The sequence below is a fragment of the Chloroflexia bacterium SDU3-3 genome (genome assembly GCA_009268125.1).
Taxonomy (GTDB): domain Bacteria; phylum Chloroflexota; class Chloroflexia; order Chloroflexales; family Roseiflexaceae; genus SDU3-3.
Genome location: WBOU01000005.1, coordinates 1 through 13,881, shown reverse-complemented (window position 1 = coordinate 13,881; position 13,881 = coordinate 1). Strand labels below are relative to the sequence as shown.

At 68.7% G+C, this 13,881-nt stretch carries 12 protein-coding genes and 1 pseudogene; 4 read left to right on the top strand and 9 right to left on the bottom strand.

Going from position 1 to position 13,881, the window contains the following annotated elements; all coding sequences use genetic code 11:
• Nucleotides 1-31: 31 nt before the first annotated feature.
• Together F8S13_09465 and F8S13_09460 are read right to left on the bottom strand one after the other, a co-directional pair.
• A complete protein-coding gene (locus F8S13_09465) occupies nucleotides 32-1,135 on the bottom strand; it encodes an ABC transporter ATP-binding protein (GenBank protein KAB8143245.1) in 1,104 nt (367 codons plus the stop codon).
• 49 nt (nucleotides 1,136-1,184) lie between these two features.
• Nucleotides 1,185-2,231, bottom strand: coding sequence for a LacI family transcriptional regulator (locus tag F8S13_09460; GenBank protein KAB8143244.1), 1,047 nt, complete (start codon nucleotides 2,229-2,231; stop codon nucleotides 1,185-1,187).
• A gap of 800 nt (nucleotides 2,232-3,031) precedes the next feature.
• On the opposite strand from F8S13_09460, the gene F8S13_09455 reads away from it, so the two are divergent.
• The 3 genes from F8S13_09455 to F8S13_09445 all read left to right on the top strand — a co-directional run bounded on the left by F8S13_09455 (nucleotide 3,032) and on the right by F8S13_09445 (nucleotide 6,439).
• A complete protein-coding gene (locus F8S13_09455; protein KAB8143243.1) occupies nucleotides 3,032-4,102 on the top strand; it encodes a methyltransferase domain-containing protein in 1,071 nt (356 codons plus the stop codon).
• An 84-nt stretch (nucleotides 4,103-4,186) separates the two neighbouring features.
• Nucleotides 4,187-5,383 (top strand): GNAT family N-acetyltransferase, encoded by a 1,197-nt coding sequence (locus tag F8S13_09450; GenBank protein KAB8143242.1) that lies wholly within the window; start codon nucleotides 4,187-4,189, stop codon nucleotides 5,381-5,383.
• A gap of 18 nt (nucleotides 5,384-5,401) precedes the next feature.
• Entirely contained in the window at nucleotides 5,402-6,439 is a 1,038-nt protein-coding gene (locus F8S13_09445) for a glycosyltransferase family 4 protein (protein ID KAB8143241.1), read from the top strand.
• Between the two features lie 283 nt (nucleotides 6,440-6,722).
• Here the strand turns inward: F8S13_09445 and F8S13_09440 are convergent, their stop codons facing one another.
• The 7 genes from F8S13_09440 to infB form a co-directional block, all read right to left on the bottom strand.
• Nucleotides 6,723-7,406, bottom strand: coding sequence for a metal-dependent transcriptional regulator (locus F8S13_09440; protein ID KAB8143240.1), 684 nt, complete (start codon nucleotides 7,404-7,406; stop codon nucleotides 6,723-6,725).
• A 93-nt stretch (nucleotides 7,407-7,499) separates the two neighbouring features.
• Nucleotides 7,500-8,435 (bottom strand): bifunctional riboflavin kinase/FAD synthetase, encoded by a 936-nt coding sequence (locus F8S13_09435; protein ID KAB8143239.1) that lies wholly within the window; start codon nucleotides 8,433-8,435, stop codon nucleotides 7,500-7,502.
• An 80-nt stretch (nucleotides 8,436-8,515) separates the two neighbouring features.
• The gene (gene truB, locus F8S13_09430; protein KAB8143238.1) at nucleotides 8,516-9,394 is read right to left on the bottom strand and encodes a tRNA pseudouridine(55) synthase TruB; all 879 of its coding nucleotides are present in this window, start codon (nucleotides 9,392-9,394) and stop codon (nucleotides 8,516-8,518) included.
• A complete protein-coding gene (locus F8S13_09425) occupies nucleotides 9,394-10,389 on the bottom strand; it encodes a bifunctional oligoribonuclease/PAP phosphatase NrnA (protein KAB8143237.1) in 996 nt (331 codons plus the stop codon). The genes truB and F8S13_09425 overlap by 1 nt, the downstream gene beginning before the upstream one ends.
• 48 nt (nucleotides 10,390-10,437) lie before the next feature.
• Complete coding sequence (locus tag F8S13_09420; GenBank protein KAB8143236.1) at nucleotides 10,438-11,025, bottom strand: methyltransferase; 588 nt, start codon at nucleotides 11,023-11,025, stop codon at nucleotides 10,438-10,440.
• Nucleotides 11,026-11,090: 65 nt separating this feature from the next.
• The gene (gene rbfA / locus F8S13_09415) at nucleotides 11,091-11,471 is read right to left on the bottom strand and encodes a 30S ribosome-binding factor RbfA (GenBank protein KAB8143235.1); all 381 of its coding nucleotides are present in this window, start codon (nucleotides 11,469-11,471) and stop codon (nucleotides 11,091-11,093) included.
• A 112-nt stretch (nucleotides 11,472-11,583) separates the two neighbouring features.
• The gene (gene infB, locus F8S13_09410) at nucleotides 11,584-13,452 is read right to left on the bottom strand and encodes a translation initiation factor IF-2 (protein ID KAB8143234.1); all 1,869 of its coding nucleotides are present in this window, start codon (nucleotides 13,450-13,452) and stop codon (nucleotides 11,584-11,586) included.
• On the opposite strand from infB, the pseudogene F8S13_09405 reads away from it, so the two are divergent.
• A pseudogene (locus tag F8S13_09405) lies at nucleotides 13,403-13,747 on the top strand (3-hydroxyacyl-CoA dehydrogenase). The gene infB and the pseudogene F8S13_09405 overlap by 50 nt on opposite strands.
• Nucleotides 13,748-13,881: the final 134 nt, after the last annotated feature.

The window sequence follows — 13,881 nt, the reverse complement described above, 5'->3', positions numbered from 1 at the left end:
CCGTCGCGTTGTGCTGTGCGAAGCCGAATGCCTAGAGGTAGGCCTTCTCGGTCTCGTGGTCGAAGATGTGCATCTTGCTCATGTCCACCGTGACCTCAAGCGGCTGGCCGACGCGAGCGCCGGTGCGCGGGTCGAGGCGGGCCACCAGCTCCTTGCCGCCGTTCTCGATGTAGGCGTACACCTCGGAGCCGAGCGGCTCCACCACGTTCACGCGGGTGGTGACCTTGGCGCTCTCGTCCACGCCGCGCGGCACGTAGTTGGCGTCGTGCACGTCCTCGGGGCGGATGCCGAGGTAGATCGGCTTGCCCACGTGGGCGGCGATGCCATCGGCCAGGTTGGCCGGCACCGGCAGCTGGAACGAGCCGAGGTCGACCACCAGGCCGCCGTTGCCACGGGCCAGCTTGGCCTCGAAGAAGTTCATGGCCGGCGAGCCGATGAAGCCCGCGACGAACATGTTGGCCGGGCGGTCGTACAGCGTCTGCGGCGAGTCGAGCTGCTGGAGCACGCCGTCCTTCATCACGGCGATGCGGGTGCCCATGGTCAGCGCCTCGGTCTGGTCATGGGTCACATAGATGAAGGTGGTCTTCAGGCGCTGGTGCAGCTTCGAGATCTCGGCGCGGGTCTGCACGCGCAGCTTGGCGTCGAGGTTGGACAGCGGCTCGTCCATCAGGAACACCGCCGGGTTGCGCACGATGGCGCGGCCCAGGGCCACGCGCTGGCGCTGGCCGCCGGAGAGTGCCTTGGGCTTGCGGTCGAGCAGGTGGCCGATCGAGAGCATCTCGGCGGCCTCTTTCACGCGCTTGTCGATCTCGGACTTCGGCGTCTTGCGCAGCTTGAGGCCAAAGGCCATGTTGTCGTAGACCGACATGTGCGGGTAGAGCGCGTAGCTCTGGAACACCATGGCGATGTCGCGATCCTTCGGCGGCACGTCGTTGACGACGCGGTCGCCAATGTAGATGCTGCCGTCGGTGATCTCCTCAAGGCCAGCCAGGCAGCGCAGCGCGGTGGTCTTGCCGCAGCCCGAGGGGCCGACCAGCACCAGAAACTCCTGGTCCTGGATGTCGATGTTGAGATCCTTCAGAACGTGAACTTCGCCGAACCGCTTGTTGACGTGGTCAAACTTGATGCTAGCCATACCAGAATGCTCCTTCGCATAGAGAATATCATCGGCGTCGCGCCTTCGCCTACGTGGGCTGGGCGGTTTCGCCTGGGGTGATAGCTTGGTTGGGGCCGGTGGATCGTCGCACCACCAGCCGGGTCTCTAGGGTCACACGCCTGGGCTGCTGCGCCCGCTGCTCGATGGCCTCGATCAGCAGGGTGGCCAGCTGCTCGCCCATGCGGTAGCGCGGCTGGCGCAGCGCGGTGAGCGGCGGGTGGGTGTGCGCGGCCACCGGCGTGTCCTCGAAGGCGATCAGCGATGTGTCGCGCCCGATCTCGCGCCCGGCGTCGTAGAGCGCGTGCATCGCGCCTAGGGCCAGCTCGTCGCTGCAGGCCAGCACCGCCGTGGGCGGCTCGGGGATGCCCAGCAGCTCCTGCATGGCTTGGTAGCCATCCACCTCGCGCCGCCCGGCCTCCACCACCAGCTCGGGGTCGGGGTCGATCCCGGCCTCGGCCAGGGCGCTGGCGTAGCCCTCGTAGCGCGGCTCGCTCTCGGCCATGTCGGATGGCAGCTGGATCAGGCCGATCCGGCGGTGGCCCAGCCCGATCAGGTGCTGCACGGCCAGGGCCGCGCCCTGCGCACCGTCGGTCTGCACCGATGGGCTGGCGCAGCCTGCGGGGGCGGGGCCTGCGCACACGTGCGGGAATCCCAGCTCGCAGAGCGCCGAGGCGCGCTCATCGTCCACTAGCAGGTCGAGCAGCACCATGCCGTCCACCCGGCCCGTGCGGGCCAGCGACCGGCACAGCTCGGCCCCGGTGCGCTGGGCGTCGGGGGCGGCCAGCAGCAGCTGGTAGCCGCGCGCGGTGGCCGCGTCGGCGATGCCCGCCAGCACCTCGGCCAGGGCCTGATCGGCAAGCCGCCCCGGCATGGCGGGGAGCGCCAGCCCCAGGGTGTGGCTCCTGCCGCGCAGGCTGCGCGCCGCGTAGCTGGGCTGGTAGTCCAGCGCGGCCACGGCATCCAGCACACGCTGGCGCGTCACCTCGGTGACGGTGCCCGTGCCGTTGAGCACGTAGGAGACGGTGGCGGGGGAGACCCCGGCGTGCTGTGCGACCTGTTTGATCGTCGCGGCCATTGCGACCTGTCTGCATTTAAACGATTAACCGGTGAAACGATTAAGCGGAGTATAGCACCGCTTGTCCACGCTGTCAACACCAGATTTTGCTGCCGCCAAGGCATTGGAATGCGGCATTTCCATGTGCCGCCGCGCACGATGTATGGGCGGGCGTGCTCGCTCGGTGTCATGTTTCGAGGGTTTCCGCGTCGACTCGCGGTTATCCCGACCGTAGGCAATGCTTGGAGCGTTGCCCGGTCGGGATGGCGCGGCTGCGGCTTCGATAATGGATAATGATGGTAGTGTGTGGTTGGTGGTGCATGCCCTGCGCGGGCAGCGCCTAGGGGCCAGCCCCTAGGAACCCCGCCAGGGGGCATCGCCCCCTGGGATCCCCAATTTGAGGCTTTCCGATGCTGTTTTCCTGGCAGTTGGTGTTCGCGCATATGGCGATCAAAACACCAGCGACATCTTCGCCGCATGGGCCGGGTGGGTAGGTTTGGGGGTGCACCCTTTTTCCTTGGCGTGTGTTGGCGGTAACCAGGCTCTCCCCTTCGCGCCTCCGTGTCCTCGTGGTTAATGTTTCCCTTGGCGTCTTGGAGCCTTGGTGGTAAAACGGTTCCCCCGTCTTTCGCGCCTTCGTGTCTTCGTGGTTCATTGTTCTTCGCCCCGCCCGCGCTATGGTACAATGCGCAGCGCTAGCCATACTCGCTATACAGCGCCCCACGCGCCTATTGAGAGAGCGGCTCCCCCGCTAGCGCCGAGCCTGCTTCGGCCATCCCGGTGGGGCACCGTGTCTGAATTCCAACACAGAAGCAAAACCTATGATCGCTCGTGAACTCTTCCACCTGCTCCAGTGCCCGACATGTCAGTCGCGCGACCTGGTTGTCGCCGATGCGGGCGTGCACTGCGCCCACTGCGGCAACGACTACCCCTTTGAGCAGGGCTATATCGACCTGATGCCGCGCTCGGTGGAGTTCGGCTACGTCTCCAAGTATGTCAGCGAGGAGGCCGAGCTGGCCGAGGAGCTGGACTACCGCGAGATGGCCCCGGCGCTGCTGGCCGCTGGCGTGCGCGACCGCGCGCTGGCCCGCCTGCTCAAGTTCAAGCCCACCGATGTGGTGCTGGACAATGGCTGCGGCACCGCCAAGCACGCGATCTGGAATGTGGACAAGGTCGGCCTGATGATCGGCTCCGACCCGGCGACCATGTTTGCCGACGAGGCCCTGGAGAAGATCACGCTCACCAAGGCCGACGCCCGCTGCCTGCCCTTCGCCGAGAATACCATTGACAAGTCGTTCTCGATCGATGTGCTTGAGCATTTCCCGCTGGACGTGATCGACGCCTACTTGGCCGAGACGGCCCGCGTGCTCAAGCCGGGCGGCCAGTTCATGGCCTTCTCCAACACCAAAGATCCGTCGTCGCTCCAGCCGCTGGTGGATGCCAGCCGCTGGCTTGGCCGCCAGTTCGTGAAGGCGGGCGTGTACGACTTCGAGCGCGAGGCCCGCCGCAAATCCGACCATGTGAAGGCCATGCCGCACTGGGAGGATGTGCTGGCCGCCATGGACCGCGCCGGGCTGCGGGTGGTGAAGGTGGTGTTTTGGAACAGCGTGTTCACCAGCTTTGTCGAGCACGTGCTGATGAAGCTGGGCGAGGCCGCGCTGGCCCGCAAGCCCAAGAAGGCCGCCGCACCCGCCACCGGCGAGGGCCATGTGGCCGAGGGCACCGCCCGCGAGATCCGCGCCCGCCGCAAGATGCGCGGCTTCCTGGGCAAGCGCGGCCCGGTCTACTACGCGCTCTACGCCGTGACCCTGATGATGGAGCTGGACCTGTGGCTGTTCGGCCACCTGCGCTCGGGCAGCTACTTTATCGTGGTCGAGAAACCCCGCGCCTAGCCGCTACCGTCCCGCGCTGGGGAGGCGGCAGGCCTCCCCTCTTTTGTGTCGCGCTCGAATCGATGATGAAAGGAGCGACCGCCGATGAGTGATACGATCTACGCCCCCGTGGGGGCCGAGCATATGGCCCAGTTCGCCGCTGGCGACGCCTTCGCCTTCGGGATTGAGTCGGTGGATGTGGACCGCTGGCTGGCCACGCTGCCGCAGAATGTGGCGCGCGGCGTGTTCGCGGGCGGCAGGCTCACATCCCAGATGGTGCTGCAGCCCTACACCCTGACCGATGGCCGCGCCAGCCACCTGTTCGGCGCGATCGGCGCGGTCTCGTGCCCGCCCGAGCTGCGGCGGCGCGGCTATGTGGAGCAGATGCTGCGCGGGGCCTGTGACGAGATGCGCGAGCGCGGCATGGCGCTGGCCATGCTGCACCCGTTCAAGGTCTCGTTCTACGGGCGATTCGGCTGGGCCACCTGCATGGATCGGGCGGTCTACCGCTGCGCCCCCGAAGATCTGCTGCCCTTCCAGCGGCGGCAGAGCGGCCAGTTCACCATCGAGGATGAGCGCAGCATCCCGCAGCTGGATGCGATCTACGCCCAGGCGCTGCGTGGCCGCTTCGGGCCCATGGTGCGCGACGCCCAGTGGTGGCGCAGCGAGATCCTGACCACATGGGATGGCAAGCCGCGCCGCATCGCCATCTGGCGCGACGAGCAGGGCCAGGGCCGGGCCTACACCATCTACCGCATGGAGAAGAAGCCCGACAGCACCACGCGCATGGTCTGCCGCGAGATGGTGGCGCTCGACCCAGTGGCCCGCGCCAACCTGTTCGCCTTCCTCTCGCAGCACGACTCGCAGTGTGAGCAGGTGGAGTTCCGCGCGCCGGTGGATGCGCCGGTGAACCTGCTGATGCCCAACCCGCTGCGCTGCGAGGTGGAGCAGCACTTCATGCTGCGGCTGGTGGATGTCGAGCAGGCGCTGGCCAGCTACCGCTTCCCTTCCGCCGCGCGCGGCACGCTGACGCTGGCCGTGGCCGACGACTGGCTGGCCTTCAACCAGGGTGTCTACCAGATCGAGGTGGCCGATGGCGCGGCCCAGGTGCGCCGCCTGCCCGCCGACGCGCCCGCCCAGATCAGCTGCGACGTGCGCGCCTTGGCCCAGATCTATGCCCGCTACCTGCGGCCCAGCGCTGCCGCCGCGTTCGGCATCATCACGGCCAGCAGCCGCGATGCGCTGGCCGTGGCCGACACGCTGTTCGCCGGGCTTGCGCCGTTCTCATTCGATTTCTTCTAGCAGATCTGGCGGTACGCTATGCGACCTCTCTACCTCTCGCCCACCGGGCGCGGCGGCGTGGACTTCGGCATCCAGAACATCCTGCGCTCGGTGCGCCAGCACGGTGCGCCCCGCGCCGAGCTGCTGCGCCTGCCCGAGCTGTACAACTTCGCGCCCATGCTCATCCAGCGCAGCCTGCCCATGGGCTGGTGGCGCGGCTTCGACGTGATCCAGGGCCGCTCGCGCGTGGGCTTCGCGCTGCGCGTGCCCGGCATGCCGCTGGTCACCACTGTGCACCACCTGACCACCGACCCCGAGCTGCAGCCCTACAGCTCGCTGGCCCAGCGCATCTTCTACCGCCTGGTCGAGTCGCGCTACGACGAGCGCTCCATCCGCGAGGCCGACGCGGTGGTCTGCGTCTCGCGCTACACCCAGCGCCAGGTCGAGCAGACCTACGGCAAGCGCGATACCGTGCTGATCTACGACGGGATCGACACCGACGTGTTTGTGCCCACGCCCGATCTGGCCCGCAGCGACGATGGCCTGCCGCCCTCGGATGCGCGCATCCGCCTGCTGTTCGTGGGCAACCGCACGCGCCGCAAGGGCTTCGACCTGCTGCCCAAGATCATGGACATGCTGCCCGAGGACTACGCGCTCTACTACACTGGCGGCTTCCAGGGCAGCGACGAGCAGCCGCCCCACCCGCGCATGATCTCGATCGGCTCGCCCGACCGCGCCGGGCTGGTGAAGGCCTACCAGTCGTGCGACATCCTGCTGTTCCCCTCGCGGCTGGAGGGCTTCGGCATCGCGCCCGCCGAGGCGCTGGCCTGCGGTCGCCCGGTGGTCACCACCGACGCCTCGGCCCTGCCCGAGGTGGTGGACGAGGGCCAGAACGGCTTCCTGTGCCCGCGCAACGATGTGGCGGCCTACGCCGAGAAGGTGCGCGCGCTGGGCGAGGATGCGGCGCTGCGGCGGCAGTTCGGCCTGCATGGCCGCGAGAAGGTGGCATCCACCTACGGCTATCAGCCGCTCGGCACCGGCTTCACCAGCCTCTATGCCCGCCTGCTCGGGCGGTAGCGCCCTTCTTACGCCGATGCGCAGGTTTTCACCCCCAAGGCAGCCGGATGTTGCGGCCTTGGGGGTTGTTTGCCTATAGGCGTTTGTCGGTGAACCCCCCTGCCGGGCCGGTGAACCCCCCTGTCTGAATGAGATATGATCACGCATTGTCGTTATCGCCCCCAGCCCGATGTGGGCAAGGTGTGGATCTCGTGTCCGCTTTCAGCACATAAAAAAGAAGGTGCGAGCCATCTCACACCTTCAGAATCTTGGAGTCTTGGAGCTTTGGTGGGAACTATACCCGCTACGTGATGAAGATCTTGCGCGCCAGCCGCCGGTCGAGCGCGTAGCTGTGCTCGCCCACCCGCACGGTGACGGGGCCGTCGAAGGGCGCGCTGGATGTGACCTCGACCGATGCGCCGGGGATGATGCCCATGTCGGCCAGGTAGCGCAGGCGCTCGGGGTTCTGGTCGCTCACGCGGTTCACCACGCCGCACTCGCTCACCGCGATGTCGCCCAGGCGGCGGGTCGAGCCGATCGGCAGCGTGCCGTGGATGCTGGGGATGGGGTCGCCGTGCGGGTCGAACTCGGGGTTGCCCAGGGCGGCGGCGATGCGCTGCTCGAATTTTTCGGAGATATGGTGCTCCAGCGCCTCAGCCTCCTCGTGCACCTCATCCCAGCTGTAGCCCAGCGCCTCCACCAGGTACAGCTCCAGCAGCCGGTGGTGGCGCACCACCTCCAGCGCGATCCGCTGGCCCTCGGCGGTCAGCTCGACGCCACGGTAGGGCGTGTACATCACCAGGCTGGCCTCGGCCATGGCCTTGAGCATGCCGGTGACGGACGCGGGTCGCACGCCGAGCTGCTCGGAGAGCAGCGAGGTGGAGACCGCGCTATGCTCCTGGGCGAGCGTGTAGATCGCCTTCAGGTAGTCTTCGATAGCGCGGCTCACGCCACGGTTGGTGAGGGTGCGGTCATCGCCTTTCGCCATAGTCTCTCTCTTCAGGTTGCCCCGGCCTCGCTGGCGGTCTGCTGGCACTATAGCACGGCAGCTGGCCATGGGGCAACGTATGATATCGTCGTTCTACGGTGTTGTGTCGTGCTGGGCCAGCCATGCGCGGCCCGCCTGGGCGTCGGCCTGGATCTGGGCCACCAGCTGCTGCACACCGGCGAACTTCTGCTCGCCGCGCAGGCGGTGCAGCATGCGCACGCCGATGGTGCGCCCGTACAGGTCGCCGCTGAAGTCGAGCAGGTGGGCCTCGCAGGTGCGGCGCACGCCGTCGAAGGTGGGGCGCACGCCCACATTGGTGACCGCGCCGTAGCGGGTGCCATCCAGGTCGACGGTGCAGACATACACGCCGTCGGCGGGCAGCACCACCAGCTCATCCACGGCCACGTTGGCGGTGGGGAAGCCGATGGTGCGCCCGCGCTGGTCGCCCTGCACCACCGGCCCGGCCACCTCGAAGGGGTGGCCGAACAGGCGCTGGGCCTCGGCCATGTCGCCCTGGGCCAGCGCCGCCCGTATGCGCGAGGAGCTAATCGGCGCGTCGCCGTCGATCTGCGCGGCCACCGGGTGCACGCTGAAGCCGTAGCTCTGGCCTAGCTCGGCCAGGCGCGTGGTGTTGCCCTCGCGCATGCGGCCCAGGGCGAAGTCGTAGCCGACCCACAGCTCGCGCAGCGCCACCGTGGCGGTGATCTGCTCGACAAACGCCTGGGCGCTCTGGCCCTTGGTGGCCTCGGTGAAGGGCAGCACGATCGCCACATCCGCCCCGAGGCGCGCGATCATATCGAGCCGCTGCTGCAGCGTGCCCAGGTAGATGCGCTTGCGCTCGGGGTGGATGACGAGGTCGGGGTGCGGGTCGAAGGTCAGCACTGCCGCCTGCGCGCCCAGCTCGTGGGCGCGGCGCACGGCGCTGCTGATCAGGTGCTGGTGCCCACGGTGCATCCCATCGAACACGCCGATGGTGAGCACCGTGGGAAGATCGTTGACAGGCTGCTGCGAGCCTTGGATGAGCTTCATGGGATCTCTCGATGTTACAAACAGTGCGGCCACAAGATCCTCGTAAGGATGGCTCTACCATTGTAATCGAGAAAACCGCCTTATGCGTCCCACTGAAAGACCTTGGTGGGCTGCCAGCGGCCATCCTGAAGCTGGAGCGTGGCCAGCAGCTCGCCGCCGGGGCCGTGGGCGCGGGCGCGCTCGCCTGCGGGGGCGTCGGGCAGCAGCAGCGGCCTGCCGTTGCGCACGAAGGCGGCCTGCTCGGCATCTAGCGCCACGGCGGGCCAGTCGCGCACGGCGTGCTCGGCGGGCAGCAGCACCTCGGCCAGGGCCGGCTGGCCCTGCTCCAGCGCCTCAAGCGTGGCGGCCTGAGCCACCACGAATGTGCCCACGGCGGTGCGCCGCAGCGCGGCCAGGTGTGCGCCGCAGCCCAGCGCCGCCCCCAGGTCGCGGGCGATCGAGCGGATGTAGGTGCCTTTGCCGCAGGTGATGTCGAGCACCACATCGGGCAGGCGCAGCTCCACCAGGTCGATCTGGTAGATCACCACGGGGCGTGCGGGCAGGTCGAGCGTCACCCCGGCGCGGGCCAGATCGTACAGGCGCTGGCCCTCGTGGTGCAGCGCCGAGTACATAGGCGGCACCTGCTGGATGTGGCCCTGGAACGGCGCGAGCGCCTGGGCCAGATCGGCCTGGGCCAGGGCGGGCACCGGGCGCACCACGCCCACCTCGCCCTCGGCGTCGTCGGTGGTGGTGGTTGCGCCTAGCCGCACCGTGGCCCGGTACGACTTGCGGGTCTCATCCTGCACATACTCGATCAGGCGGGTGGCCTGGCCCAGCGCCACCACCAGCACGCCGGTGGCGGCGGGGTCGAGCGTGCCAGCGTGGCCCACGCGCTTCTGGCGGGCCAGGCGGCGCAGCCGGGCCACCACGTCGTGCGAGGTCATGCCCGCAGGCTTGTCGATGTTCAGAAAGCCGTGCATCAGGCATCCACCAGGGCGCGCAGGCGCGGCAGCACATCGGCGGCGGCGGCCTCGGGGGCCAGCAGCAGCGTGGCACCGGCGGCCTGGGCGTGGCCGCCGCCGCCATAGTGCTGGGCCAGCACCGCCACGTTGTAGGGCGGCAGCGAGCGCAGGCTGATCTTGGTGGTGCCGTCCTCGCGCTCCTTCAGCAGCACCATGCCGCGGATGCCCGCCAGCCGCTGCATCACCTGGATGACCTCATCCGCCGCCTCGTCGCCAGCGCCGGTGGCGTCCATCATGGTCCGCGTCACAAAGGCCCAGGCCACCCCGTCCTCCCAGCGCATGCTGGTGAGCGCGTGGCCCATCAGGGCCGCGTTGGTGGGCGGCATGGCGAAGTAGACCTCGTGCACCACGCGCGCCAGCTGCGCGCCGCGCTCGACCATGTCGGCGGCGGCGCGCATGCTGCTGGGCTTGGTGGCGCTGGTCTGGAAGCTCTGGGTGTCGGTGGTCACGCCCAAGAGCATGCAGGTCGCGGCCTCGGGGCTGATCGGGGCATCCATGGCGGCGAACAGCTGGTAGAGCAGCTCGCAGGCCGAGGCGGCGGCGGGCTGGATCAGGTTGAGCGTGCCGCGCCCATCGTTGGTGATGTGGTGGTCGACCACCACCATGGGCAGCTGGCCCAGCTGATCGATGTGGTTGGGGTAGATCTCACCCAGCCGTCCCATGCTGGCGGTGTCCACCACCAGCAGCAGATCGGCCTGGGGTAGGGCCATGCCGGGCGAGTAGACCTGGATGGTGTCGGCGGCGGGCAGCCAGAGCGTGTAGGCGGGCAGCGGCGGCATGGCCACCGGCGTCACCTGCTTGCCCATGGCGCGCAGCACGTGGGTGGCCCCCAGCAGCGAGCCGATGGCGTCGCCGTCGGGGTTGACGTGGGTGAGCACTAGCACGTGGCTGGCGGCGGCGATCTGCGCGGCGATGGGGGCCGCCGCCGCGTGCGGGTCGGTAAACAGATGCATGGTGTGTGTGGCCAGCGTTCGGGGGCCGAACCCTGGGCATGGAGCCAGCTAGGCGGGCTTTCTGAGGTGGTAGACCGCGTGTCCGGCGCGCTTTTTCACCTGCTTGAGGTGCAGGCCGTGGCGCACGCCCACCTTGGGGATGAGGTGGTTGAGGCCGCTCACCACCACAAACCAGTAGTCGCCGCCGGGCCGCAGGTGGGCCAGCGGCTCCAGGATGAACTCGCGCTCGATCGCCTCGTCGCCGACCTTGGCCGGGATGTTGCAGGTGATCAGGTCGTAGCTGTCGCTGGGCACATCCTCGAAGCCCACGCTGCCCATGGCGGTGACGTTGGCCACCTGGTTGAGCTGGGCGTTGTGGCGGGTGTAGCGCACGGCCAGCAGATCGCGGTCGGCGCAGAGCACCTGGGCCTCGGGGTACAGCCGCGCCAGCACGATGCCGATCACGCCCACCCCGCAGCCGATGTCGAGCACCTGGCGCGGCGGCGGCACGTCGATCGTGCGCAGGAACAGGTCGGTGCCCTCATCCACCTGGAACGAGGAGAACAGCGTGTGGCCCACATCGAATGCGAAGGTCTGGCTATGGACATAGTAGTCCAGCCGCTTTTTAAAATAGACGTCGTTTGGGGTTTCAATCATCGCAGACACCAGCCCTGGCGCACAGCAAGGGCGGGGCAGAGGGCGCTGGCCAGCTGGCCGGTGCGCTACTTCTGCTCGCCGCCCTTGTCCTGGTCGCCCTTGTCTTCCTGCTTGATCTCGTGCAGCAGCTCGTCGATGCGCTGGGTGTAGGCCAGCGAGGTGTCGAGGTGGAAATGCAGATCGGGCACCGAGCGCATGTGGCGCAGGCCCTGGGCCACCGCGCGGCGCAGGAAGCCCTTGGCGTGCTCAAGCGCGGCCATGGTCTCCTTCTGCTCGGCTGGCTCGGCCATCACCGAGATGAAGACCTTGGCGTGCTGAAGATCGGCGCTCATCTCCACGTTCATCACGGTGGCGAAGCCCACGCGCGGGTCGCGCAGCTCGTACTGGATGGCCTCGCTCAGGATGCGCTGGATCTCATCGCCGACCTGTTGGGTTCGTTTGCTCATACATCCTAGGTGCAGGCCCATGGCAGCCATAGCGCCTGCGTATGGGGCCGACGCCCCTGCCAGAAAAGGAAGGGCGCGCCGCCGAGCGGCGGCACGCCCCACGCGCCGTCTGCTAGGCGGTGCGCTCCACGCGCTCCTTGCGGTAGAACTCCATCGTGTCGCCCACCAGCACATCGTTGAAGCCATCGATGGTGATGCCACACTCGTAGCCCGACGCCACCTCGCGCACATCGTCCTTGAAGCGCTTGAGGCTGCCGATCTTGCCGTCGTGCATCACCACGCCGCTGCGCAGCACGCGCACGCTGTCGCCGCGCGTGATCTTGCCGTCGGTGACGTAGAGGCCCGCGACCGTCTCGCGCGAGGGCAGCCGGAAGGTGTTGCGCACCTCGGCGAAGCCGGTGGCCACATCCTTGAACTCCGGATCGAGCATGCCGATCATGGCCTTCTTGATGTCCTCGATCAGCTGGTAGATGATGTTGTAGTAGCGGATGTCCACGCCGTTGGTCTCGGCTGCGCGCCGCGCCGCCGGGTCGGGGCGGGTGGTGAAGCCAAGGATGATCGCGTGCGAGGCCACCGCCAGGTTCACATCGCTCTCGGTGATCGTACCCGTGCCACGGTGGATGACGCGGATGTGGACCTCCTCGTTGTTGAGCTGGCCGAGCGCGTGCTCAAGCGCGCCGATCGAGCCCTGCACGTCGGCTTTGATGATCAGGTTCAGCTCTTTGATCTGGCCTTGCTGCGCGTTTTTGAACAGCTCGTCCAGCGTGGTGCCGCGCGCAGTGGCCGCCATGGTCTCCATGCGCTGCTGGCGCTGGCGCTGGGTGGCCACTTCGCGCGCCACCGATACGTCGGAGACGACCTGGAGCACGTCGCCGGCCTGGGGCACGTCGTTCAGGCCCATGATCAGCACGGGCATCGCTGGCTCGGCCGAGCGCAGGCGCTTGCCGGTGTCGCTGAACATCGCGCGCACCGAGCCGAAGGTGCCGCCCACCAGGATGTTGTCATCCAGGCGCAGCGTACCGTTCTGGATCAGCACGGTGGCCACCGCGCCGCGGCTCTTGTCGCGCTCGGCCTCCACGATCGTGCCGATGGCGGCTGCGTTCGGGTTGGCCTTCAGCTCGGCCAGGTCGGCCACCAGCAGCACCATCTCCAGCAGGCCGTCGATATTGATCTTCTGGCGGGCCGAGACCTCGACCGAGGGCACGTCGCCGCCGTACTGCTCGACGATCACGTCGTGCTCGGCCAGCTGCTGGCGCACGCGGTCGGGGTTGGCCTCGGCCACGTCGATCTTGTTGATCGCCACGATCAGCGGCACGCCCGCCGCCTTCACGTGCGAGATGGCCTCAAGGGTCTGGGGCATCACGCCGTCGTCGGCGGCCACCACCAGGATGACGATGTCGGTCACCTGGGCACCGCGGGCGCGCATGGCGGTGAAGGCCTCGTGGCCGGGGGTGTCCAGGAAGGTGATCTTGCGCCCGTGGATGTCCACCTGGTAGGCGGCCACGTGCTGGGTGATGCCGCCAGCCTCGCCCTCGGCCACGCGGGTCGAGCGCACGGCGTCCAGCAGCTTGGTCTTGCCGTGGTCCACGTGGCCCATGATCGTCACCACCGGCGGGCGGGGGCGCAGATCCTCGGCCTGCTGCTCGGCGATCACGTCCTTGACGTTGTCGATGATCCCGGCCAGCATCTCGGGGACCATCTCCTTGGTCTCGAAGCTGAACTCCGAGGCGACCAGCGCGGCGGTCTCGTAGTCGATCTGCTGGTTGATCGTGGCCAGCATGCCGAGCTTGATCAGCACCTTGAGGATGTCGGAAGCGCCGACGCCCATGGCCTCGGAAAGCTCGCGCACCGTCATGACGCTGGAAAGCTCGATCGGGCCTTTGGGGCGCACCGGGGCGCGCACCACCGGGGCAGGGCGTGCCATCCCACGCCCGCCGCGCCCGCTGCCACCACGGCCACGGCCCAGCCCGCCGTCGTTCATATCGCCGTCGCGTCGGTCGCTGCTGCCGCCACGGCTGCTGCCGCCACGGCTGCTGCCGCCACGGCTGCTGCCGCCACGGCTGCTGCCGCCGCGACCGCCCGCTGCCGGGCCACCGCCGCCGCCGAAGCCGCCGCCACCGCTGCCGCCGCCGCCGAAGCCGCCACCGCCGCCACCGCCAGGGCCACGGCTGAAGCCGCCGCCACCGCCAGGGCCACGGTTGAAGCCGCCGCCACCGCCGCCGCCGCTACCGCCACCAGGGCCACCGGGGCCACCGGGGCCGCCAGTGCCGCCACGGTAGCCGCCACCGCCGCCAGGGCCGCCAGGGCCACGCCCGCCGCCGCCGCCGCCGCCAGGGCCGCCGGGGCCACGCCCGCCGCCGCCGCCAGGGCCGCCGGGGCCACGCCCGCCGCCGCCGCCGCCGCCAGGGCC

Coding starts and splice junctions, on each gene's coding strand:
- F8S13_09435 (KAB8143239.1), bottom strand. CDS start 8,435: ATGAAGCTCATCCAAGGCTCGCAGCAGCCTGTCAACGATCTTCCCACG.
- F8S13_09465 (KAB8143245.1), bottom strand. CDS start 1,135: ATGGCTAGCATCAAGTTTGACCACGTCAACAAGCGGTTCGGCGAAGTT.
- infB (KAB8143234.1), bottom strand. CDS start 13,452: ATGAACGACGGCGGGCTGGGCCGTGGCCGTGGTGGCAGCGGGCGCGGC.
- F8S13_09420 (KAB8143236.1), bottom strand. CDS start 11,025: ATGATTGAAACCCCAAACGACGTCTATTTTAAAAAGCGGCTGGACTAC.
- truB (KAB8143238.1), bottom strand. CDS start 9,394: ATGCACGGCTTTCTGAACATCGACAAGCCTGCGGGCATGACCTCGCAC.
- F8S13_09440 (KAB8143240.1), bottom strand. CDS start 7,406: ATGGCGAAAGGCGATGACCGCACCCTCACCAACCGTGGCGTGAGCCGC.
- F8S13_09450 (KAB8143242.1), top strand. CDS start 4,187: ATGAGTGATACGATCTACGCCCCCGTGGGGGCCGAGCATATGGCCCAG.
- F8S13_09445 (KAB8143241.1), top strand. CDS start 5,402: ATGCGACCTCTCTACCTCTCGCCCACCGGGCGCGGCGGCGTGGACTTC.
- F8S13_09460 (KAB8143244.1), bottom strand. CDS start 2,231: ATGGCCGCGACGATCAAACAGGTCGCACAGCACGCCGGGGTCTCCCCC.
- rbfA (KAB8143235.1), bottom strand. CDS start 11,471: ATGAGCAAACGAACCCAACAGGTCGGCGATGAGATCCAGCGCATCCTG.
- F8S13_09455 (KAB8143243.1), top strand. CDS start 3,032: ATGATCGCTCGTGAACTCTTCCACCTGCTCCAGTGCCCGACATGTCAG.
- F8S13_09425 (KAB8143237.1), bottom strand. CDS start 10,389: ATGCATCTGTTTACCGACCCGCACGCGGCGGCGGCCCCCATCGCCGCG.